The 19,582-nt window shown below is 70.3% G+C and carries 25 protein-coding genes and 3 tRNA genes; 14 read left to right on the top strand and 14 right to left on the bottom strand.

Features of this window, described 5'->3' with window-relative positions:
- Positions 1-10 precede the first annotated feature (10 nt).
- Both AB0O15_RS00140 and AB0O15_RS00135 read left to right on the top strand, forming a co-directional pair.
- Positions 11-850 (top strand): hypothetical protein, encoded by an 840-nt coding sequence (locus AB0O15_RS00140; RefSeq protein ID WP_364311890.1) that lies wholly within the window; start codon positions 11-13, stop codon positions 848-850.
- 272 nt (positions 851-1,122) lie between these two features.
- A complete protein-coding gene (locus tag AB0O15_RS00135; RefSeq protein WP_014687221.1) occupies positions 1,123-1,332 on the top strand; it encodes a BldC family transcriptional regulator in 210 nt (69 codons plus the stop codon).
- Positions 1,333-1,390: 58 nt separating this feature from the next.
- Here the strand turns inward: AB0O15_RS00135 and AB0O15_RS00130 are convergent, their stop codons facing one another.
- Positions 1,391-1,771 carry a PPOX class F420-dependent oxidoreductase gene (locus AB0O15_RS00130; protein ID WP_364311888.1) on the bottom strand — a complete coding sequence of 127 codons (381 nt, stop codon included), beginning with the start codon at positions 1,769-1,771 and terminating at the stop codon, positions 1,391-1,393.
- Positions 1,772-1,825: 54 nt separating this feature from the next.
- Between AB0O15_RS00130 and AB0O15_RS00125 the strand changes: the two genes are divergently transcribed.
- From AB0O15_RS00125 to AB0O15_RS00095, 7 genes are all read left to right on the top strand, one after another.
- Positions 1,826-2,566 carry a methyltransferase domain-containing protein gene (locus AB0O15_RS00125; protein WP_364316896.1) on the top strand — a complete coding sequence of 247 codons (741 nt, stop codon included), beginning with the start codon at positions 1,826-1,828 and terminating at the stop codon, positions 2,564-2,566.
- On the top strand, positions 2,563-3,102 hold the full coding sequence (locus tag AB0O15_RS00120) for an RNA 2'-phosphotransferase (protein ID WP_364311886.1): 540 nt from the start codon (positions 2,563-2,565) through the stop codon (positions 3,100-3,102). Before AB0O15_RS00125 ends, AB0O15_RS00120 begins: the two co-directional genes overlap by 4 nt.
- 63 nt (positions 3,103-3,165) lie before the next feature.
- Positions 3,166-3,300 (top strand): hypothetical protein, encoded by a 135-nt coding sequence (locus AB0O15_RS00115; RefSeq protein WP_364311883.1) that lies wholly within the window; start codon positions 3,166-3,168, stop codon positions 3,298-3,300.
- Positions 3,301-3,370: 70 nt separating this feature from the next.
- Positions 3,371-3,748 carry a phosphotransferase gene (locus tag AB0O15_RS00110; protein WP_364311880.1) on the top strand — a complete coding sequence of 126 codons (378 nt, stop codon included), beginning with the start codon at positions 3,371-3,373 and terminating at the stop codon, positions 3,746-3,748.
- Positions 3,749-3,756: 8 nt separating this feature from the next.
- Positions 3,757-4,290 (top strand): TIM barrel protein, encoded by a 534-nt coding sequence (locus AB0O15_RS00105; protein WP_364311878.1) that lies wholly within the window; start codon positions 3,757-3,759, stop codon positions 4,288-4,290.
- 34 nt (positions 4,291-4,324) lie between these two features.
- Entirely contained in the window at positions 4,325-4,759 is a 435-nt protein-coding gene (locus tag AB0O15_RS00100; protein ID WP_364311876.1) for a DUF4429 domain-containing protein, read from the top strand.
- Positions 4,760-5,045: 286 nt separating this feature from the next.
- Positions 5,046-5,360, top strand: a complete 315-nt coding sequence (locus AB0O15_RS00095; protein WP_364311874.1) for a hypothetical protein — start codon at positions 5,046-5,048, stop codon at positions 5,358-5,360.
- Here the strand turns inward: AB0O15_RS00095 and AB0O15_RS00090 are convergent.
- Positions 5,357-5,749 carry a hypothetical protein gene (locus AB0O15_RS00090; protein WP_364311872.1) on the bottom strand — a complete coding sequence of 131 codons (393 nt, stop codon included), beginning with the start codon at positions 5,747-5,749 and terminating at the stop codon, positions 5,357-5,359. The two genes, AB0O15_RS00095 and AB0O15_RS00090, sit on opposite strands and share 4 nt — an antisense overlap.
- A gap of 38 nt (positions 5,750-5,787) precedes the next feature.
- Entirely contained in the window at positions 5,788-6,180 is a 393-nt protein-coding gene (locus AB0O15_RS00085) for a hotdog fold thioesterase (protein WP_364311869.1), read from the bottom strand.
- A gap of 75 nt (positions 6,181-6,255) precedes the next feature.
- Here AB0O15_RS00085 and AB0O15_RS00080 point away from each other — a divergent pair, with 75 nt between their 5' ends.
- Complete coding sequence (locus AB0O15_RS00080; protein WP_364311867.1) at positions 6,256-6,504, top strand: hypothetical protein; 249 nt, start codon at positions 6,256-6,258, stop codon at positions 6,502-6,504.
- Positions 6,505-6,508: 4 nt separating this feature from the next.
- Here the strand turns inward: AB0O15_RS00080 and AB0O15_RS00075 are convergent, their stop codons facing one another.
- On the bottom strand, positions 6,509-7,177 hold the full coding sequence (locus tag AB0O15_RS00075; protein ID WP_364311865.1) for a hypothetical protein: 669 nt from the start codon (positions 7,175-7,177) through the stop codon (positions 6,509-6,511).
- A gap of 306 nt (positions 7,178-7,483) precedes the next feature.
- On the opposite strand from AB0O15_RS00075, the gene AB0O15_RS00070 reads away from it, so the two are divergent.
- On the top strand, positions 7,484-7,837 hold the full coding sequence (locus AB0O15_RS00070) for a hypothetical protein (protein WP_364311862.1): 354 nt from the start codon (positions 7,484-7,486) through the stop codon (positions 7,835-7,837).
- A 312-nt stretch (positions 7,838-8,149) separates the two neighbouring features.
- Here the strand turns inward: AB0O15_RS00070 and AB0O15_RS00065 are convergent.
- From AB0O15_RS00065 to AB0O15_RS00035, 7 genes are all read right to left on the bottom strand, one after another.
- Positions 8,150-8,223: transfer RNA gene (locus AB0O15_RS00065), tRNA-Phe, on the bottom strand.
- 11 nt (positions 8,224-8,234) lie between these two features.
- A tRNA-Asp gene (locus AB0O15_RS00060) sits at positions 8,235-8,311 on the bottom strand.
- Positions 8,312-8,328: 17 nt separating this feature from the next.
- Positions 8,329-8,401: transfer RNA gene (locus tag AB0O15_RS00055), tRNA-Glu, on the bottom strand.
- Positions 8,402-8,536: 135 nt separating this feature from the next.
- Positions 8,537-9,475, bottom strand: coding sequence for a MerR family transcriptional regulator (locus AB0O15_RS00050; RefSeq protein WP_364311859.1), 939 nt, complete (start codon positions 9,473-9,475; stop codon positions 8,537-8,539).
- Entirely contained in the window at positions 9,465-10,085 is a 621-nt protein-coding gene (gene idi / locus AB0O15_RS00045) for an isopentenyl-diphosphate Delta-isomerase (RefSeq protein WP_364311856.1), read from the bottom strand. Before idi ends, AB0O15_RS00050 begins: the two co-directional genes overlap by 11 nt.
- Positions 10,082-11,521 carry a phytoene desaturase family protein gene (crtI, locus tag AB0O15_RS00040; protein ID WP_364311855.1) on the bottom strand — a complete coding sequence of 480 codons (1,440 nt, stop codon included), beginning with the start codon at positions 11,519-11,521 and terminating at the stop codon, positions 10,082-10,084. Before crtI ends, idi begins: the two co-directional genes overlap by 4 nt.
- 8 nt (positions 11,522-11,529) lie before the next feature.
- Entirely contained in the window at positions 11,530-12,591 is a 1,062-nt protein-coding gene (locus AB0O15_RS00035) for a polyprenyl synthetase family protein (RefSeq protein WP_364316893.1), read from the bottom strand.
- A gap of 127 nt (positions 12,592-12,718) precedes the next feature.
- Here AB0O15_RS00035 and AB0O15_RS00030 point away from each other — a divergent pair, with 127 nt between their 5' ends.
- The gene (locus tag AB0O15_RS00030) at positions 12,719-13,606 is read left to right on the top strand and encodes a phytoene/squalene synthase family protein (RefSeq protein ID WP_364311852.1); all 888 of its coding nucleotides are present in this window, start codon (positions 12,719-12,721) and stop codon (positions 13,604-13,606) included.
- Complete coding sequence (locus AB0O15_RS00025) at positions 13,603-14,940, top strand: deoxyribodipyrimidine photo-lyase (RefSeq protein WP_364311850.1); 1,338 nt, start codon at positions 13,603-13,605, stop codon at positions 14,938-14,940. Before AB0O15_RS00030 ends, AB0O15_RS00025 begins: the two co-directional genes overlap by 4 nt.
- A gap of 111 nt (positions 14,941-15,051) precedes the next feature.
- Here the strand turns inward: AB0O15_RS00025 and AB0O15_RS00020 are convergent, their stop codons facing one another.
- Both AB0O15_RS00020 and AB0O15_RS00015 read right to left on the bottom strand, forming a co-directional pair.
- The gene (locus tag AB0O15_RS00020; RefSeq protein WP_364311848.1) at positions 15,052-15,891 is read right to left on the bottom strand and encodes a hypothetical protein; all 840 of its coding nucleotides are present in this window, start codon (positions 15,889-15,891) and stop codon (positions 15,052-15,054) included.
- Between the two features lie 70 nt (positions 15,892-15,961).
- Complete coding sequence (locus AB0O15_RS00015) at positions 15,962-17,008, bottom strand: serine hydrolase domain-containing protein (RefSeq protein ID WP_364311845.1); 1,047 nt, start codon at positions 17,006-17,008, stop codon at positions 15,962-15,964.
- Between the two features lie 23 nt (positions 17,009-17,031).
- Here AB0O15_RS00015 and AB0O15_RS00010 point away from each other — a divergent pair, with 23 nt between their 5' ends.
- Positions 17,032-18,399: an NAD(P)/FAD-dependent oxidoreductase gene (locus AB0O15_RS00010; protein WP_364311842.1), complete on the top strand. Its 1,368-nt coding sequence runs from the start codon at positions 17,032-17,034 to the stop codon at positions 18,397-18,399.
- A gap of 181 nt (positions 18,400-18,580) precedes the next feature.
- Here the strand turns inward: AB0O15_RS00010 and AB0O15_RS00005 are convergent, their stop codons facing one another.
- Positions 18,581-19,048 (bottom strand): ATP-binding protein, encoded by a 468-nt coding sequence (locus AB0O15_RS00005; protein ID WP_364311840.1) that lies wholly within the window; start codon positions 19,046-19,048, stop codon positions 18,581-18,583.
- Between the last annotated feature and the right edge of the window lie 534 nt (positions 19,049-19,582).

Raw genomic sequence — 19,582 nt, 5'->3', positions numbered from 1 at the left:
GGATCGCGGCGTGCCGTCACTGTTCGCGTCGTACCTGCGGGTTTACGAGCCGCTGACCGCCTTCGACCGCGACCGGCAGGTTTACTGGCGCCGGTACGCGCGGGAGGGTCGCGCCCTGGGCCTGGCCGAAGGACCGGTCAAGCAGCGCACGGCCGTGCTCGAAGCGCTGGGCGCGGGCTGGACCCGGTTGCCCGACCTGCCCGACGAGGCGTACGTGCTGGAGTGGGCGGACACCCTGCTGGTCTGCCCCTGGAACCTGCGCCTGCGGGTGGCCGAGGCGGCCCTGAACGCCCGGGACGGTGTGCCGTCGGTGCTGGCCGACGCGTTCGTGCCGCCGGTGCTGGCCGGCCAGGCCAAGGCGATCGTGGATGACTGGCGCAGCGGCGCCAAGGTGCTGGAGCACGGCGTGCCACGGGTGCACGAGCAGATCGCCACCTGGGGCGTGCCACTGCGCTGGTTCGTCTTCGTCGACCTGGACGAGCGCGAGATCGTGCTGGACGGCAACCGCCGCACCCTGCGCTACCGCACCGAGATCTCCAAGGCGCGGCGGCGCGCCCACCGGGCCGTCTCGGTGCTGCGCAAGTCGCTGGGCGACGCCCCGATCACCGAGGCGGTGGAAGAGGGCACCAAGTGGCTCGAGGAGTTCCATCCGCGGTCGGTCGTGGAGCTGGATTATGGCGGTTTGACCAGTCTCCTTCCGGAGGACGATCTGGCCCAGGACGATTCACCCGGATTGGTAGCAGCCGGACTTTCTGCCCTGTCCCGAGGCGACGCCGATGCGGCTACTGAGGCATACGAGAAGATCGTGGCGCGATGGCGGGCCGTCCAGCTTCTGGAACGATGCAATTGAGCAGCCAAAATGGCGCTAAATGACGACGCTGGGAACGCTCCCAAGGCGAACACTCTTCGTGATCAGCCGCTGCCGAAGCGTGATAATCAGACCAAACGGCACACTATCTGGCGTAGAAAACACGGAAAAATCGGACAAGCTTCAACCGTCTATCTAGGGACGTTCAGCCGTTCGGGCCATGTCGGACATCGGGGACTAGCCGGACCATGAGAGACGCACCGGCCGGCGGGACCCCGGCCGATGTCGTTTAGGTACCTGTGGAGGAGTGACCGATGGCATCGCGTACGCACGACCCAGAGCCGCTACTAACGCCGGCCGAGGTGGCGTCGATGTTCCGAGTCGACCCGAAGACCGTCACCCGGTGGGCGAAGGCCGGCAAGCTCAGCGCTATTCGAACGCTGGGCGGCCACCGTCGTTATCGGGAGTCGGAGGTTCGCGCCCTGCTGCAGGGACAGATTCCCACGCAGCGTCAAGGCGACTGACACCGCGTCGACGAAGATCGTTGCAAGGGGCGAACGCTGGGGAAGGCGATCGCCCCTTCTACGTTCCCGGGTGCACCAGAATGATCACGGTGCCCTCGGCGCCGCGGCGGATCCGGCTCCCGATCAGGGACAGCCGGCCGAACAGGCCATACTTCCGCCCCAGCTCCGCCGACACACGCTTGCGGTCCTCCCTGGTGCCGAACCGGGCCTGACCCTCGACCACGTCGCCGGTGGTGTTGCCGCGGAAATCGCACGCCTGCACGGTGACCCGGGGGTTGTTGCGGATCCGCTTCACCTTGTGCGTGCTCTTCGGCGTCCAGAAGGCGATCTCCGCGCCGTCCGGCATCACCCAGAGCGGCGTGCCGACCGCACTCCCGTCCTTGCGGAACGTGGTGAGCAGCGCGTATTTCGCCGCGCCGATTTGCTCCAGCGTCGCCATGGCTAAAGAGTAAGCGGAGTGGATCAGCCCCCGATCGGCGACGTGTTCGGCGACATGGTCACGGACGCGTACGCGGTCCGTACCGGCATCGGCCCCCGCCCCCTGGCCGGTGGACGCGTGCCCCGGCCCGTGATCGAGGTGATCGAGCGGGACGACGGCCTGATCAACGGCGCGCCGGCCGACCACTACCTGGCCGAGCCGGCCGAGTGGCAGCCGCACGACCACCGGGCCCTGCGCCTGTGCCGTGGCCACGTGCTCGACATCGGCTGCGGCGCCGGCCGGGTGGCCATCGAGCTCCAGCGCCGCGGCGTCGCCGTCACCGGATTGGACACGTCGCCCGGCGCCGTCGCCGTCGCGCGCCGTCGCGGGCTGCGGGACACCGTCGTCACCACCGTCGACGAGTACGCCCGCGCGACCGCCCGCTATGACACATTCCTGCTGCTCGGCAACAACCTGGGCCTGATCGAGGGCGCCGACCGGGCGCCGGTGCTGCTGGCCGCGCTGGCGTCCCTGGCCAACCCCGGGGCCCGGATCGTCGCCCAGGGCACCGACCCGTACGGCACCACCGACCCCGTGCACCTCGGCTACCACGAACGCAACCGGTCACGGGGCCGCCTCGGCGGTCAGCTCCGGCTCCGGCTGCGCTACCGCCTGCTGGCGACCGACTGGTTCGACTACCTGGTCTGCTCGCCCGCCGAACTCGAGCCGCTGCTGGCCGGCACCCGGTGGCGGCTCAAATCGATCGACGACAAGGACCACCCCTACTATCTTGCCGTCATGGAGCTGACCGGATGAGCGCCCCGCTCTCCCGCGATCAGGTGCGCCTCAGCCGCCGCGTCTCGATGGTCCTGCGCCACCGCCCCGAGTCGGTGGGCATCACCCTGGACCGCAACGGCTGGGTGCCGGTCGACACGCTGACCGCGGCCCTGGGCATCACGCGCTCCGAACTGGAGGCCGTGGTCGACGGCAACGACAAGTCCCGCTTCGCCATCGAGGACGACCGCATCCGCGCCAGCCAGGGCCACTCCCGCCGGGTCAACGTCGACCTCGACCTGATCCCCGCCGACCCGCCGCCGGTGCTCTACCACGGCACACCCAGCGCCAACCTCGAGCCGATCATGCGCGAGGGCCTGCGCCCGCGCAGCCGCACGCACGTCCACCTGTCACCCGACACGTCCACCGCCACCCGGGTCGGTTCCCGCCGCTCGCCCGACGTGGCCATCCTCCGCGTCGACACCGCCGCCATGACCGAGGCCGGCCACATCTTCTACCGCAGCGCCAACGGCGTCTGGCTGACCGACGCCGTGCCGCCCGCGTACCTCTCCCGCTGAAAGTTCCCCCGGCACGACCAGATCAGTGCTGTTCTCGTACGGGCAGCCGGTCGGCGCCACCAGGTGGTTCCTCGCCGGTGGTCAGCCGGGCGCGCCTATCCCCTTCGTGCGGCCCACCCGACCGTCGCCGAGATCCGCTGCTCCCACTGCGGCGAGCTGCTGCACGCCGCCGACACCGACGTCACGCCGCTGCGCTGACCCTCATGTCTTCATAAAGAACGCCTGAAGTCTCACCGGCCCAGCCGTCGCGGCATCGACAATTGTGGCGATGACCAGGGTGGCTGATCGGTATCGGTTGGTGGACCAGCTCGGCGTCGGTCGCTCGTCGATGGTGTGGCGGGCATATGACGACGTTCTTGGTCGTGAGGTCGCGGTCAAGGTGCTGTCACCGGAGGTGGCGCAGCGCGCGCGGCTGCTCGATCGGATCCGGGCGGCCGGGCGGCTTCGGGACCGGTTCGTCGCCGAGGTGTATGACGTCGGCGAGACCGAGGCCGGGCTGCCGTTCGTGGTGATGGAGCTGGTGCCGGGGCGGTCGCTGGGCTCGCTGCTGGCCGAGGGTGAGCTGTCGCATCCGACTGCGGTGACCGTCGGCGCGCAGGTTGCCGCGGCCCTGGCGGCCGCGCATGCCCGCCGAGGAGCCCACTGAGGAAGCCGATGCGGAACCCGGCGCGGCGGAACCCGGCGCGGCGGATCCAGGATCGGCGAAACCCGGCGGACCACTGGGTGGCCGAGTTCGCCACCCTGGCCGGCCAGGCGGCGGATGCCGGGACCCGGGTCGGTCTGGAGTTTCTGCCCTGGTCCAACGTCAAGACCGTGCACGACGGGCTGGCCATCGCCGGCGCGGCGGATCACCCGGCCGGCGGTCTGATCATCGACGTCTGGCACACCGAGCGGGCGCACACGCCGCCGGCCGAGCTGGCCGACGTCCCGGTGCGGTTCATCGTCGGTGTCGAGCTCAACGACGCGGACGCCGAACCGGTCGGCACGCTGTTCGAAGACACCGTCACCCGGCGGCGCCTGTGCGGTGAAGGAGCCTTCGACCTGGCCGGCGTCATCACGGCGTTGCGCGTGGCCGGCTGGCACGGGCCGTGGGGGGTCGAGATCCTCTCCGACGATCATCGGCGGGCGCCGCTGGCCGAGGCCGTCGACGCGGCGTTCCGCACCGCGAAGGCTCAGCTCGACCGGTAGGGTCCGGCGAGGCGCATCGACGGGGAGGAACGCGATGAATCATCTGGAAGCGCGCGGCCAGAACGGCACGGTCACCTTCGACGGCGCCGAGATCATCCTCACCCGGAGCCGCCTTCTCGGTACGCCGTTCGACCAGCGAATCCCGGTCAGCGCCATCGCCGACGTCGAGCTGCGCCCCGCCGGTTCCCTGCTCAGTGGCTTCATCAAGTTCCGTTCGGCCGGTGGAACGCCCCCGACCGGCGCCGACATCGTGTTCAGCCGACGCCAGGAGCCGCAATTCGCCGCGCTGCGCGACGCGGTGGCGGAAGCGATCGGCCGCCGCGGCGCCGCGGCGGGAGCCATCGGCCGGCGCCCGGCCGAGGAAGGATCGGTCGCCGACGAGTTGACCAAGCTGGCCCGGCTGGTCGAGCTCGAGCTGTTGACCCGCGATGAGTTCGACGAGCAGAAGGCAAAGCTCTTGAGAGGGTGACCACGCACGCAGAATGAAGGCCGCGCGGCTCTGTTTTGGACGCGTCAGCGGCCAGGAGCCGCGTGGCCGGCCTCGGCGGGAGCGACGGTCGGCGCCACCCACCTACATACGACATCCTGATTTTGACTCTCTGTAGTTTCCTCTTCACGCTGGATGGACCTTCGCCGGCCGCGAAACCGCCGGTAAATTGCCCTTTTCTGCATCCTCAGCGCAGGGACGTCGCTCGGGACTCCGGTTACGTATCGCAACAGAGAACATCGGGGTCGGCATCCAGGGAGGAGCGACGTTGCTGAAGTTCAAGAACGGCGCGGAGCAGGCGGCATACACGTTCGCGGAGGCCCTGAGCGAGAAGGGCATGGCCTGCATGAAGCAGGCCGAAGAGGCGGCCGAGGCGTTCCAAGCCGGCAAGCAGCAGATGCGACGCCAGTTCAAGGCGCGCGGGCTGTCCCAGGTCGACGCGGACATCCGCTGGTCGGGCATGACCGCGGCGAAGAAGGCGCTGTCCGACAACGGGTGGTACATGAGCCAGGCCACCATGTACAACCAGGCCGCGGCGGTCCAGTACGCGAAGGCCCTCTACCTCAAGGGCGGCGACGACTAGGCCGCGCGGTGTCGCAATGTCGCGATCGTCGAGCCGGCCAGCGCCAGCAGGCACTCGGGCAGCTGGCCGTCGGTGATCGCGGCGCTGAACAGGGCCTCGCCGGTGGAGACGTCGCCGTTGACGTACGCGCTGACGAACCGTGCCACCCAGCGCTTGTCGTAGCGCGCGTCGTCGATGCCGGGGAAGTCGAGCGTCCAGGCGCCGCCGAGCGGCACGTTCTGCCCGACCATGGTCGCGGCCAGACACCAGGCCACGTCGTAGGCGCCCACCACCCCGGAGCGGTCGACCACGGCGTCGAACGTGCCGACCACGGCATCACTGTCGCCGCTGAGCGCGCAGTGGAGCACCTGCGTAGCGTCGTCGAGCGCATGCTGTGGTACATCGGTCACGGAAAGAACGTACGTGGTTCCGTCAAGGTGTGCAGCGATCATGCGGCACGAAGCAGGCAGGTCAGCCTGGCCGTGCACACCCGGTCACCCGCCTCGTCGGTGATGACGATCTCGTAGGTGGCCACCGTCCGGCCCCGGTGCAGCGGTGTCGCCGTGCCGGTGACCAGCCCGGAACGTACCGCTTTGTGATGGGTCGCACTGATGTCGACGCCCAGCGAGACCGGCCGGTCGACGGTCTGCCCGTGCAGCGCCGCCCCCACCGAACCGAGCGACTCGGCCAGCACGCACGAGGCGCCCCCGTGCAGCAGCGAGTACGGCTGGGTGTTCCCCTCCACCGGCATCGTGGCGACCACCCGTTCGGGCGACGCCTCGAGGAACTCGATGCCCATCCGATCGCCGAGCACCCCGGCCGGGCCGATGTAGTTATCCACAGGCCGTGACGCTACCGGTCGCGCAGGTGGTGTCCGCCCCCTATGGTTCGACGGAGAATCGTTCTAGGAGGCCCCATGACCGAGCCGCAAGAAGTCGTCGAGACCCGTGGCGACGACCGCGTCGACCTGATCGCGACCGACACGACGGGCGACGGCAAGCCCGACGTCTGGGTTGCCGACACCGACGGCGACGGCAAGCCCGACCTGTTCCAGTTCGACACCAACGGCGACGGCAAGGTCGACATCACGATGGTCGACCTCGACCAGGACGGCACGCCCGACGCGGTGGTCGACGGCGACGGCGGGTTGCCGCCGGCGGTCTGACCCGTCAGTCCAAGCATCCGGTCAGCGCCGCGGCGTAGGTGCCGTCGCTGAGCGGGTGCGGCTTGTCGCCTCCGAAGCCATAGCTGGTCGCCTGGGTCCCACCGGGCACGATCAGCTGGAACAGCCGGCGACCGTCGGTGCACGACATCGCGGTCACGAGCATCGTCACTCCGTCGGCGCCCTTGCATTCCTTCGTCGAGGCGGGCGCGGTGATCGGGCCCGCCGCCGGGAACATGTCGTCGCAGGCGGCGATCGCGGGCTCGGACGACGCCGCGGCCACCGGCCGCAGGTTGATGAAGATGCCCTGATCGGCGCAGGCCGACTGGAGGCCGGTCAGCTGGGTGGCCAGCGGCTGCAGGTAGACGAGATTGTTCTCGCCCGCCTGGCCGGCCTGCCACACCACGTCGATCAGCTTCGTGCCGTGGTCGCGGATGTCGTCGTAGCGCGAATCGGCGAACACCTTCCGGACCTTCCGGTACTCCGGCTCGGTCAGCTTCGTGTCCGGCTCCTGACCGGCGTACGACCGGTCGCCCGCGGCCATCGCCTCACACGCCACGATCCCCGGGTCCTTGACCGCGATCTTGCGGTAGGCGAACCAGCCCCCCGACGCCGCGAACACCACCGCGATCACGAGGACCAGCCACGGCCACACGGCGCGCTTGTCGTCGTTCACGTCCCCACTCCATCGCGCGCGCGGGCTTCCCGGCAGCGGCCCAACGGACGCACCCCACCGCCGACCGGCCAGCGTTTCCCCCACTTCAAGATCTTCATTTCGTACCTGGGTGGTGGGTACAGACCGCAGCTCCCGCCGAGGCGCTCTCTTTAAGATCAAGAGCTGGATGTCGTAGCTGGGCGGGTGGCACTGACCGCTGCTCCCGCCGAGGCCGGGCGCGAGGCTCCAGGCCGCTGGCGCGGCCAGAACGGAGCCGCGCACCCTTCATTCTGCGTGCGTGGTCACTCCGGGTTTAGCGTGGTTCCCATGGCCAAGTACGAGCTGAACCCGTCCGGCGTCGCCCACGCCCGCAAACTGATCGAGGCCAAGCAGTACGTCCTCGACAGCGACTGGGGCGATTCTCAACCCCGGGCCGACGACGAGAACAAGTACCTCGAGAACCATTCGTGGGCGCAGTACGCCGAGTGGTTCCTGGGCCTGACCGAGGGCGCCACCGACGAGACCAAGTCCCGCTACGCCTTCACCTACGGCGACCTCCGCCGGGTCCACCGCTCCGGCCTGATCGCCTGCGTCTACCGAGCAGCCGAGTGGCGCCACAAGGACGTCGAGCGAGCCGCCTACGACCTGCTCCAACTCCTCGACGAAACCTCCGGCAAGTAAATCCGACGCGTCCTGAACCAACCGGCGCGGCGTTGCGAAGGGCCGGACGGCGAAGTCTGACTATCGCGGGCATCTGGCTGTACGGCCGCAACGCGAATGTAGGACTCGGGTGGCACGGTCGGCCGCAGGCTGGGTAGCCGCTCGACGGAACCACAACAGGCGAAGCCCCGATTCGGGATCAATCAACCGGGGGAATGCCACCAGGCGCGACCATTGCAGCGCGGGGCTTCCGGGGGCTCGGCCCCCGGAGCAAAATAACGAGGCGGCCACCGGCTCGCGCACTATGCGAGCAGGAGACCGCCGGACGACTCGTGGCCAGGGGCGGGGTCGAACCGCCGACCTTCCGATTTTCAGTCGGACGCTCGTACCAACTGAGCTACCTGGCCGTGATGGTACTTGGCGGTCCTGACGGGACTTGAACCCGCGACCTCCGCCTTGACAGGGCGGCGAGCACTCCAACTGCTCCACAGGACCTTGCTATTCAGTTGCCGTACCCCCAACGGGATTCGAACCCGTGCTACCGCCTTGAAAGGGCGGCGTCCTGGGCCACTAGACGATGAGGGCAACTGCGCCATCATTGCATACCCGCAATGGTGCCGGTTGTTTGCCCCAACCGAGCCCCCCGCTTGAGGCTTGGAAAGCATACGTGATCCTCATGCTCCCCTCCAAACCGGTATCCGATATCGCTGTGACCTGGGGCTATGCGGCGGCTGCGGCGGTTACGACCTGGAGGGCCTCGGTCAGGCCGCCCAGCAGGGGGACCTCGGCGGGCAGATCCTGCTTGTTCCAGCCGGGGCCGGCGGCGGCCACCAGGAAGGGGCGGTGCGGGCCGGTCAGCAGGCGGTCGAGGTGGGCGGTGTCGGCGGTCCCGGGGGTCTGTGACCAGATCACGACCACCGTGGGGCCGGTGCGTTCGACGGCGCCGGCCAGGGCGTCGGGGGGTACCCGGGCGCCCAGCAGGCGGCTGGCGAAGCCGGCTTCGGCCAGGGCCGCGGCCAGGGCCTCGAGCGGGAGGGTGTGCTGTTCCTCGTTGGCCGCGGTCAGCAGGATGCGGGGGGTCACGCCGACGGGCGGGCGGGAGACGGCGCCCAGGGTTTCCGTGACCGTGCGGGAGAGCAGGTGTTCGACCTCGATGTACTTGAGGGTGGCGGCGTAGCGCTCGCCGATGCCGAACAGCACCGGCATGATCACCTCGTCCCAGGCGCGGACGACGCCGCGGCGGGAGATGGTCATCTCGAGGATGTCGCGCTGGGCCGCGGCGTCGAGGCGGATGGCGGCGCGGGCCAGGCCCCGGGCGGTTGCTCCGGCGCGTCCGACGGGGATGGCGTGGCCGCCGCCGTCGCGGGCGGTTGTTTCCGGCGGGTCGGTGGTCCAGGCGGGGTCGGCCGGCGCGGTGTTCTCGATGGGTACGGGCATGCGCCTCGCCCAGGCCGCCGCCTCGGCCGGCGCCACACCCTGTGCGGTGAGGCGACGCATGACCTGGAGCCGGTCCATGTCGTCGGAGGTGTACCGCCGGTGCTGTCCGGGCGCGTGCTGGCTCGGCCCCAGCCCGTACCGCTGGTGCCAGGTGCGCAACGTGGTGACGGCGACGCCGAGGCGGCGTGCGACCGCCCCGGCCGTCAGCGCCTCATCCATCACCGCCCCGCATGCCCTGCGGAGCGGAGGGGACGGAGGACATGGGCTGGGCGGAGGAGCCAGGGACGGGGGAATCAGGGGCGGGGGCGTCGGCGGCGACCCCGAGGACGCCCCGGAGCCACGGGACGTAGGTGCGGCTGTCGGCGGCCACCTGGTCGCGCAGCTCGTCGGCCGGCGCCCAGCGCAGCGCGGCCACTTCGGCCGGGTCGGGGCCGGTGGGAACGGCGGCGGGGACGGTGCCGATGAGCACATGGTCGTACTCGTATTCGACGCGTCCGCTGGCCGGGTCTTCCGCGTAGTACGGGTACACGCCGACCACCGACAGCGTGACCCCGCTGATGCCGATCTCTTCCTCGAGGCGCCGGGCCGCCGCGGCGACCAGGTCTTCGCCGGGCCCGGGATGTCCGCAGGCGGTGTTCCCCCAGCGCAACGGGAAGCGGGTCTTCACCGCCGCCCGCTGCTGGAGCAGCACCCGCCCGTCGGGGTCGCGCAGCAGCACCGAGAACGCCCGGTGCAGCTGGCCGGGCGCGCGGTGCGCCTCGTCCACGGTCATCGACCCGATCGCCGCGCCGTCCGCGTCGACCAGTTCCACCAGGTGTGACTCCCGGTTCACGCGCCGACCACCCGTGCGGCCGCGAGTTTGCCCGAGATCAGCACCATCGGTACCCCCACTCCAGGTTGCGTGCCCGACCCGGTGAACACCACGTTCTCCAGCTTCGGATGTAGGTTGCCGGGCCGGAAAGGCCCGGTCTGGGTGAACGAGTGCGCCGCCGCGAACGGGGTGCCGGCCGCCATGCCCTGCGCCTCCCAGTCGGCGGGCGTCACGATGCGCAGCACTTCCACGCCGTCCCGGAAACCGATGTAGCCGCGGCGTTCCAGCTCGGCCATCAGCTGGTCGGCGTAGACCGGGCCGAGCCGGGCCCAGTCGAGCGGGGCGGTGTCGAGGTTCGGCGTCGGCGCCAGCACGTAGAAGGTGTCGGGCGTGGGGTGGGTCACCAGCAGCGACGGGTCGCTCATCAGCTCACCGCGCCGGATCACCTCGTCGAAGGTGCCCTTCCAGGCGCCCCCGAAGTGGATGTTGTGGTGGGCGATCTTCGAGTACGACGCCTTCGACCCGACGTGCAGCACCACACAGGACGGCGAGTAGCGGAGCCGGCGCGGGTACGCCGATCCGGTCAGCGCGAAGGCCACCGGCAGGTCGGGATTGAGGACGACCACGTCGGCCGGGATGCGTTCGCCGTCGGTGGTGATGACTCCGGTCGCGCGGCGGCCGGCGACGTCGACGGACGCGACCGTCGTCCCGTACCGGAATCGCACCCCGTGTTTGGCGGCGGCCCCGGCGAGCGCGGTGGGCACGGCGTGCATGCCGCCCTTGGGGTAGTACACGCCGGCGACCGAGTCGAGGTAGGCGATCACCGCGTAGATGGCGAGCGCGTCCTGCGGGGCGAGCCCGGCGTACATGGCTTGGAAGGAGAAGATCCGGCGGGTACGCGGATCGCGGAAGAACTGGTCGATCTTCGGTTGCAGCCGGCCGAAGCCACCCATCCCGAGCAGCTTGAGCAGGTTGAGGTTGACCAGGTCGAGCGGGGTGTCGAGGTTCTTGTCGATGAAGTGGTCGCGTTCCAGCTCCCACAGCCGGCGCGAGTAGTCGACGAACCGCAGGTATCCGTCCGCCTCGCGCGGCCCGCAGACCCGGGAGACCTCGGCCGCCATCCGGACCGTGTCGGTCCGCACGTCCAGCGTGGACCCGTCCGGATAGTAGGCGCGGTAGGCCGGGTCGAGCGGCGTCAGCTCGAGCCAGTCGGCGAGGTTCTCGCCCACCGCGTTCAGCGGCTCCTCGATCAGCGACGGCATGGTGAGCACGGTCGGTCCGGTGTCGAAGTCGTACCCGTCGACCGACAGCCGTCCGGCTCGGCCGCCGGGGACCAGTTCGCGCTCGACCACGGTCACCTCGCGTCCGGCCGCGGCGAGGTAGAGCGCGCAGGAGAGCCCGGCCAGGCCGGCCCCGACCACGACGACTCGATCGGTCGGTCCCGTCACGGTTCGCACGGCGTTCATCATGCCGGTCGGTTCGCGGCGGCGACGGCCAGGTGGGTCAGCGCGTCACACGCGTCGGGGTGGATCGGTGCCTCTTGCAATGCGGCCAGCCCTTCGTCAACGCGGCGGCGGATCAGCGCCTCGACGCGTTCGGGCGCCCCGGTCTCCTGGATGACCGAGGCCATCCGTTCGATCCGGGCCCCGTCGGCGGCGAGGGTGCGGTCGGGTGCGAGTTCGGCCAGCTGCGCGGGGGTCGCGAACCGGCGGGCCAGCATGAGCAGGGCGGTGGGTTTTCCGGTACGCAGGTCGTCGCCGGTCGGTTTGCCGGTGACCATCGGGTCGCCGTACACGCTGAGCAGGTCGTCGCGCAGCTGGAAGGCCTCGCCGACGCGGGAGCCGTATCGGGCGTACGCGGCGTCGGTGTCGGACCGCGAGTCGGCCCCGGCCAGGGTGAGCCCGAACTGGAGCGGCCGCTGCACGGTGTACTTGGCCGTCTTGTAGCGGGCGACGAGCAGCGCGCGTTCCAGCGACCAGTCGTCCGGCCGGGTCTCGCCGAGCACGTCGAGGTATTGTCCCGCCACGGTTTCCACGCGCATCCGGTCATACCGGCCGCGTACGGCGAAGAGCGTGGCCGGGCTCAGCGCGGCCCGGGCCATCAGCTGGTCGGCCCAGACCAGGCAGAGGTCGCCGAGCAGGATCGCCGAGGTTTCGCCGAACTTGACGGCGTCGCCGCGCCCCTGATCGTGGTCGTGCCGCGCGGCGAAGATGCGGTGGGCGGTGGGTGCGCCACGCCGGGTGGCCGATTCGTCCATCACGTCGTCGTGCACGAGGGCGAAGGTGTGCATGAGTTCGAGCGCGGCGAGCGCCGGGACGATCGGCTCGAGTGGTTCGTGCGGCTCGGCCGGGTCGGCGACGCCGCGCCAGCCCCAGTAGGCGAAGGTCGGCCGCAGCCGCTTGCCGCCGCCGAGCACCAGGTCACGGCCGGCGCGCGCGAACGCGCCGAGGGCCGGGTCGACGGCGTCGAGGGTGGCGATCTGGGTGGCCAGGAAGTCGGCCAACGTGCTCTCGACCTGGGCGTGCAGACCGGGCTCCCCACAACTCTGGTGGGGGATCGCATGTCCCGTGAGGGTGTCATTGGCCACGTGCTGGACAGTACCGTAGACTCTGAGTTGCGTCGATTGCTGAGTCGATTTCGTTAGGATGGACACCATGAGCGACGACCTGTCCGCCTCCTACGAACGCTGCCGTGAGCTGCATCGACGCCACGGGCGCACCTACTACCTCGCCACTCGCCTGCTACCCACGTGGAAGCGCCGTCATGTGCACGCGCTGTACGGATTCACGCGGTACGCCGACGAGATCGTCGACCGCACCGAGGATCTGCCGCCGGCCGAGCGCGCGGCGCGGCTCAACGAGTGGTCCGAGCGCTTCCTGGCCGGCCTGCGCGGCGAGCCGATCGACGACCCGCTGCTCCCGGCCGTCCTGCACACCATCGCGGTCTTCGACCTCGACCTGGCCGACTTCGACGCGTTCCTGCGCAGCATGGCGATGGATCTGACCGTCACGTCCTACGACACCTACGACGACCTGCTGGGTTACATGGAGGGCTCGGCCGCGGTGATCGGCACGATGATGCTGCCCATCCTCGGCTCGCCCGACCCGGTCGCCGCCCGTGAGCCGGCCCGCCAGCTCGGCCTCGCCTTCCAGCTCACCAACTTCATCCGGGACGTCGCCGAGGACCTCGACCGCGGCCGCACCTACCTCCCCGACGACCATCTGGCGCGTTTCGGCGTGAGCCGCGAGGAGCTCCAGCGGCGGGTGGCCACCCCCAAGATCAAAGACCTCATCCGGTACGAGGTGAGCGTCGCCAAGGACCACTACCGGCGGGCGGCGCCCGGCATCCCGATGCTGCAACCGGCCTCCCAGGCGTGCATGCGCACCGCGTTCCGGCTCTACGGCGGCATCCTCGACGAGGTGGTCGCGGCCGACTACGACGTCTTCACCCGCCGGGCTACGGTCCCGAACCCCCGCCGCGCGAGCGTCGCGATCCGCTCGATCTTGACCAGGCCCGGAACGCCGGTGGAGGTGCTCGCGTGAAGACCGCGGTAGTCCTGTTCACCCGTGATCTGCGCGTACGCGACAACCCGGCGCTCGCCGCGGCCTGCGCCAACTTCGACCGGGTCGTCCCGCTCTACGTGCTCGACCCCAGGCTCCAGGGTCTCTCACCCAACCGCACCCGCTTCCTGCACGAGTGCCTGGCCGACCTCCGGGAGACGCTGCTTGGCAAGGGCGGCGACCTGGTGATCCGGCGCGGCGACCCGGTGGCCGAGACGATCAAGCTGGCCCGCGAGGTGCACGCCGAGGGCATCGCGCTCACCTCCGACGTCAGCGCCTACGCGCGGCGCCGCCAGGACAAGTTCGAGGCGGAGGCGGCCCAGCACCGGATCTCGTTGCGGCTCTTCCCCGGCGTGACCGTTATTGATCCCGGTGACGTGAAGCCCGGCGGCGGCAACGACCACTACAAAGTGTTCTCCCCGTATCACCGCGCCTGGGCTGGGGCGAAGTGGCGGGACGAGGTAGCCACCCCGCGCAGCGTCACGCTGCCGGACGGCCTCACGACCGGCCAGTTGCCCCCCATCCCGACGGGTGAGTCACCGGACGCGCTGCCCGGCGGCGAGACGGCCGGGCGCCGCCGGGCCACCACCTGGCTCGAGCACACCGAGCCGTACGACGATCGGCACAACGACATGCCGGCCGACGGAACGTCGCGGCTCTCGGCGTACCTCCGCTTCGGTTGTGTCTCTCCGCTCGCGCTCGCCCACGCCGTGCGCAAGCAGAACGGCCCAGGTCCGGACGCTTTTGTCCGGCAGCTCTGCTGGCGCGACTTCTACTACCAGGTCGCGTACGCCTTCCCGAAGCTGTCCACCGAGGCGCTCCGGAGAACCGGCGAATCCCATGGCTGGCGGGACGACTCGGACGCCCTGCAACACTGGCAGGACGGGCTGACCGGGGTGCCGGTGGTGGACGCCGGGATGCGCCAGCTGCGCGCCGAGGGCTACATGCACAACCGCGCCCGGCTGATCACCGCGTCGTTCCTCACCAAGCACCTCGGCCTCGACTGGCGGCCCGGCGTGGCGTGGTTCTTCCGCTGGCTGAACGACGGCGACGTGCCGAACAACTCGGGCAACTGGCAGTGGGTGGCCGGGACCGGAAATGACACCAAGCCGTACCGTCGCTTCAACCCGATCCGTCAGGGCGAGCGCTTCGACCCTGACGGCGTGTACGTTCGTCGCTACGTACCCGAACTCGCCTCGATCGAGGGCAAGGCGGTGCATCAGCCGTGGCGCCTGCCCGACGCCCAGCGGCGTGCCCTCGACTACCCGGAACCGCTGGAGTCCCACCGCGACGAGGCGGTCTGGTTGCGTCCGTAGTTTCCGTCGGTTCGCCGGCGGGAAGCGGGTCCCGCCGACGTTGCGTTCGTCCGTTCGGCCGGCGGGACCCGCGCTGTATTTCCCACCCGACCGGCGTGGAAACGCTCCCAGTCACTGCGGCAGGGTGCGCCAGGTTCCGTAGCGGTGCACGGCGATCCCCCCGAAGGCCGGCTCGGTCCGGGTCGCGGCGTCGACCTTGGCCAGCTCGGCCGCGAGCACGGTCGCGCCCTCCTCGTGGAAGGTGCAGTGCGCGCAGTCCGGCAGCGTCTCGGTCTCGGCGCCCAGCCGTACCCGCTTGGCCTGCACCGCGCCGCGGTCCAGCCAGTCCTCGCCGACCGCCATGATCGAGTTCGGTCCGGTGCCGGAGTCGCGGTAGCTCATCACGGTCACCGCGGTGACCCGGCGCAGCACCTCGTCCGCGAAGTTCTTGTTGCCGACCTGGTACTCGCCGTACCAGAACGGCACGTCCGCCTCGAACGGCAGCGAGGTCGCCGCGCGCATCTTGTCCAGCAGGCTCAGGAACGACTTCAGCGTCGCCTGCTGGTCGGTCGACCAGGCGGTGAGCAGGTACGGCTCCACATCCAGGTGCACGCCGGCGAAGAGGCCGGTCTTCAGCGCCGTCTTCTGCCAGGCCAGGGCCGCCCGGTGGTCGGTGACCCAGGACGTGTCGCCGCCCAGCGCGGACAACTTGATCTTCTGGGCCCCGGCCTGCGCACGCATGTCCTGCAGCCGGGCCAGGTCGCCGTTCACCAGGACCGACGGCGAGACGTGGACGAAGATCTCGGACACGCCCTGCTGCGCCGCCCAGGTGACCACCTCGGTGGCCGGGTTGTCGCCCCACAGCCACATCGCGCGCGTCGCCGCTGGCATCGCGGTCATCCTGACCTTGCCCGCGGTCGACACCTCGGGCACCGCCAGCGCGGCCGCGACCATCATGAGCACGGCTGCCACCAGCCCGGACCGCCATCGCCCTCGCATGAATCGTCCCCCCGCGCTTGGTGTTCCGTCGTTCCGCGGAGGTTCAGAATCGGATGTCGGACCGGTCGGTTGAGGAGTTGAGCGCCGCCTCGATCCGGTCGACCGTCGCGAAGTCGCCCAACCGCCTGGTCACGTACGCGACCGCCAGCCCACGCCCCGGGTCGGCCCAGCCCGCGTTGCCGCCCAGCCCACCCATGCCCCAGGTCCCGTCCGCCTCGAGCTGCACGCCCAGCCCCCACGTCAACGGGTCGCCGCCGATGAAGCGATCGACGCCGGTGAACTGCCCCGTCGCCATCATCGCCCCCACCCGCCGGCGCATCAGCTCGTCGTAGAACCGGGCCACACCCAGCGCCGTCGCATGCATGTTCACCGCCGGGACGGTCGCCGACCGCCACAGCTCACCGTTCACCACGGCCAGGTCGCGGGCGCCGGCCGGGTTCCCGACCGCCCGCTCCTTCACCGAACCCGGCTCACCGGCGTTGCGCTCCGGCCAGTCCGGCGCGTCGAACTCCAGCTCGGCGCACCGCGCCCGATCGGCGGGGCCCAGCCCGAAGGCCAGGTCGGCGCCGAACGGCCCGGCGATCTCCTCGGCCACGAACCGGGCCGGCGACCGGCCGTCGACCCGGCGTACCAGCTCACCCAGCAGATGGCCGTAGGTCAGCGCGTGCTCGGCGGCGACCGTGCCCGGCGGCCACTCCGGCGACGCGGCGGCCAGGTCGGCGCAGAGCACGTCCCACTCGGCCCACGACTCGGCCGGCCGCGGCACCGGGAACGCCGGCAGGCCCGCGGTGTGCGTCAGCGCCTGGCGTACCGAAGCCTCGGTCTTGAAGGACGGCCAATGCCGGGCGATCGGGTCATCGAGGCCGACCCGCCCCCGCTCCACCAGCATCAGCACCGCCAGCGCGATCACCGGCTTACCCACCGAATAGACGTTGACCAGCGTGTCCGCGTCCCAGGGCACGGTCCGGGCCGAGTCCCGCCACCCCTCGCGCAGATCGACCACGACCTGCCCGTCCTTGACCACAGCCAGCGCCGAACCGCCCCGCGGATCCTGGTCGAACGCCTCTCGCAGCGCGCCTCCGATCGACATCTCCGTAACCTAACCTGAGCCCCATGGCTGCTGAGGTGCGCGAAGCGGACGTTGTCGTGGTCGGGCTCGGCGTCGGTGGCGAGGAGGTGGCCGGGCGGCTCGCCGAAGCCGGCCTCAACGTCGTCGGCATCGAACACACGCTGGTCGGCGGCGAATGCCCGTACTGGGGGTGCATCCCCAGCAAGATGATGATCCGGGCCGGCAACGCGCTCGCCGAGGCCCGCCGGATCCCCCAGGTCGCCGGGTCGGCCACCGTGCGACCCGACTGGGCGCCGGTCGCCCGCCGCATCCGCGAGGAAGCCACCGACAGCTGGGACGACAAGGTCGCGGTCGACCGGTTCACCGGCAAAGGCGGCCATTTCGTACGCGGAACTGCCACCCTGACCGCCCCCGGCCGCGTCCGCGTCGACAACCAGGAGTTCACCGCGGCCCGCGGCATCGTGATCGCCACCGGCACGTCCGCCGTCATCCCGCCGATCGACGGCTTGGCCGGCACCCCGTACTGGACCAACCGCCAGGCCATCGAGGCCAGCACCCTCCCCGACCGCATGATCGTCCTCGGCGGCGGCGCCATCGGCGTCGAACTCTCGCAGGTCATGGCCCGCTTCGGCGTCGCCGTAACCATCATCGAGGGCGCGCCGCGCATCCTGTCGGCCGAAGAACCCGAGTCCTCCCAGACGGCTCTGGAGGCGTTGACCCGAGACCAGGTCAAAGTCCTGACCGGGGTACGCGCGAAGCACGTCCACCATGACGCGTCCGGCTTCACGGTCACGCTTTCCGACGAGACCGTGGTCACCGGCGACCGCCTGCTCATCGCCACCGGCCGAGCCGCCCGCCTGCAGAGCCTCGGCCTGCAGGCGATCGGCCTCGACCCCGCCACCCGGTTCCTCACCACCGACTCCCGCATGCGCGCCGCCGCCGGCGTCTGGGCGGTCGGCGACGTCACCGGCAACGGCGCCTTCACCCACATGGCCATGTACGAGGCCGACATCGCCGTCCGGGACATCCTCGACCAGGGCGGCCCCGACGCCGACTACCGAGCCCGCCCCCGGGTGACCTTCACCGACCCCGAGATCGGAGCGGTCGGCCCCACCGAGGCCCAGGCCCGCGCCGCCGGCGTGGACATCAAGGTCGGACACGCCGCCCTGCCCTCGACGTCCCGTGGCTTCATCCACGGCCCCGGCAACGACGGCTTCATCAAGCTGATCGCCGACCGCGAACGAGGAGTCCTGATCGGCGGAACCACCGCGGGTCCGGCCGGCGGCGAAACGCTCGGGGCACTGTCGGTCGCCGTCCACGCCGAGGTCCCGATCGCGACGCTGAGCAGCACAATCTGGGCGTACCCCACGTTCCACCGGGGCCTGGGCGACGCCCTGCGCGCCCTGGCCTGACCACTTATCCACAGCCACCCAGGCCCTGTGGATAACCGACTTCCCCACCCGATTTCCGGCCTACTCTCAGGCCCACCCAGTGCCGGGGTGGGGGAGGAGGCGGCGCGTCGCGCAGCGCAACCCACCCCCCACCGAGGTGGGCGTCCCGGCCGCGGTGGTCACACGCTGTGCGGTGGGCGGGTCAGCGCAGGGACAGGTCGGCGGTGACGGTCGTGCCGCTGGGGCCGGTCGAGATGCGTACCGTCGCGAAACGTCGGGCCAACCACAAACCTCGACCACCGGGGGTACGGGGTGATGGCAGACCGCCGGCGGCCATGGCGGCCTCGCTCATGCCGGGGCCGTTGTCTCTGACCTGGCAGATCAGGCGGGCGCCCTCGCGTCGAAGGGTCAGGTGGCCGGCGCCGCCGCCGTCCCTGATCGCGTTGCCGCAGAGCTCGTGGACGACGAGGACCACGTCCTCCAGGCGCTGTGACTCGAGCCCGAGCTCCGAGACATGTGCGGCCACGGCCGCCCTCAGGCCGGCGAGATCGCCCACGCCGAAGGGCAGGTCCAGGGAGGCGCGTGGGGTGGTCCAGCCGGCTGCGGAAGGCGGGCGGTTACGACGCTCCCGTACGTAGGGAGTGCTCAGTTGCTCCGGTAAGACCGCCATGGGAGCGCTAGTACCCGCTGGCCACCGTGGGCATGCGACCCGGTGAACCTTAGGAAAACCCGGCGCTGACCTGCGATTATGAGGAACACTGGTCCCCGATTTGGAGTGCGGGCGGACGACCGGGTAATGTTCTCTCTCGGCAGGGGAACGGGCGAGAGCGCGGCGCAAGTCGCGATGGCCGTCCTGCCAGTCCTCCTAGTTCACGGTGCGGGGCTTTGCTGCGCGCTGCGGGTTGGAAGGACGTACTGGAACGGAACGGCACGAACCGGGAGATACCGGTTGACAGGGCCAGGACGAGACAGTAAAGTTGAACGAGTGCCCCGAGGGCGGGCCGCTTACCAAGGCGGCAAATCTTCGGTGTGTGGTTGTTCTTTGAGAACTCAACAGGGTGCTTGATAAGCCAGTGCCAATTTATGGCGAGGTTTTGTTTTGCCTCGCGATTCCTTTGGCAACAAGATTGTTTGTTGCTGGGATTTGAAATATCTCTAGATTTTGTTGGAGAGTTTGATCCTGGCTCAGGACGAACGCTGGCGG

It is taken from the genome of Actinoplanes sp. NPDC089786 (assembly GCF_040684855.1).
Classification (GTDB): domain Bacteria; phylum Actinomycetota; class Actinomycetes; order Mycobacteriales; family Micromonosporaceae; genus Actinoplanes.
This window is presented reverse-complemented; position numbering and strand designations above follow the sequence as displayed.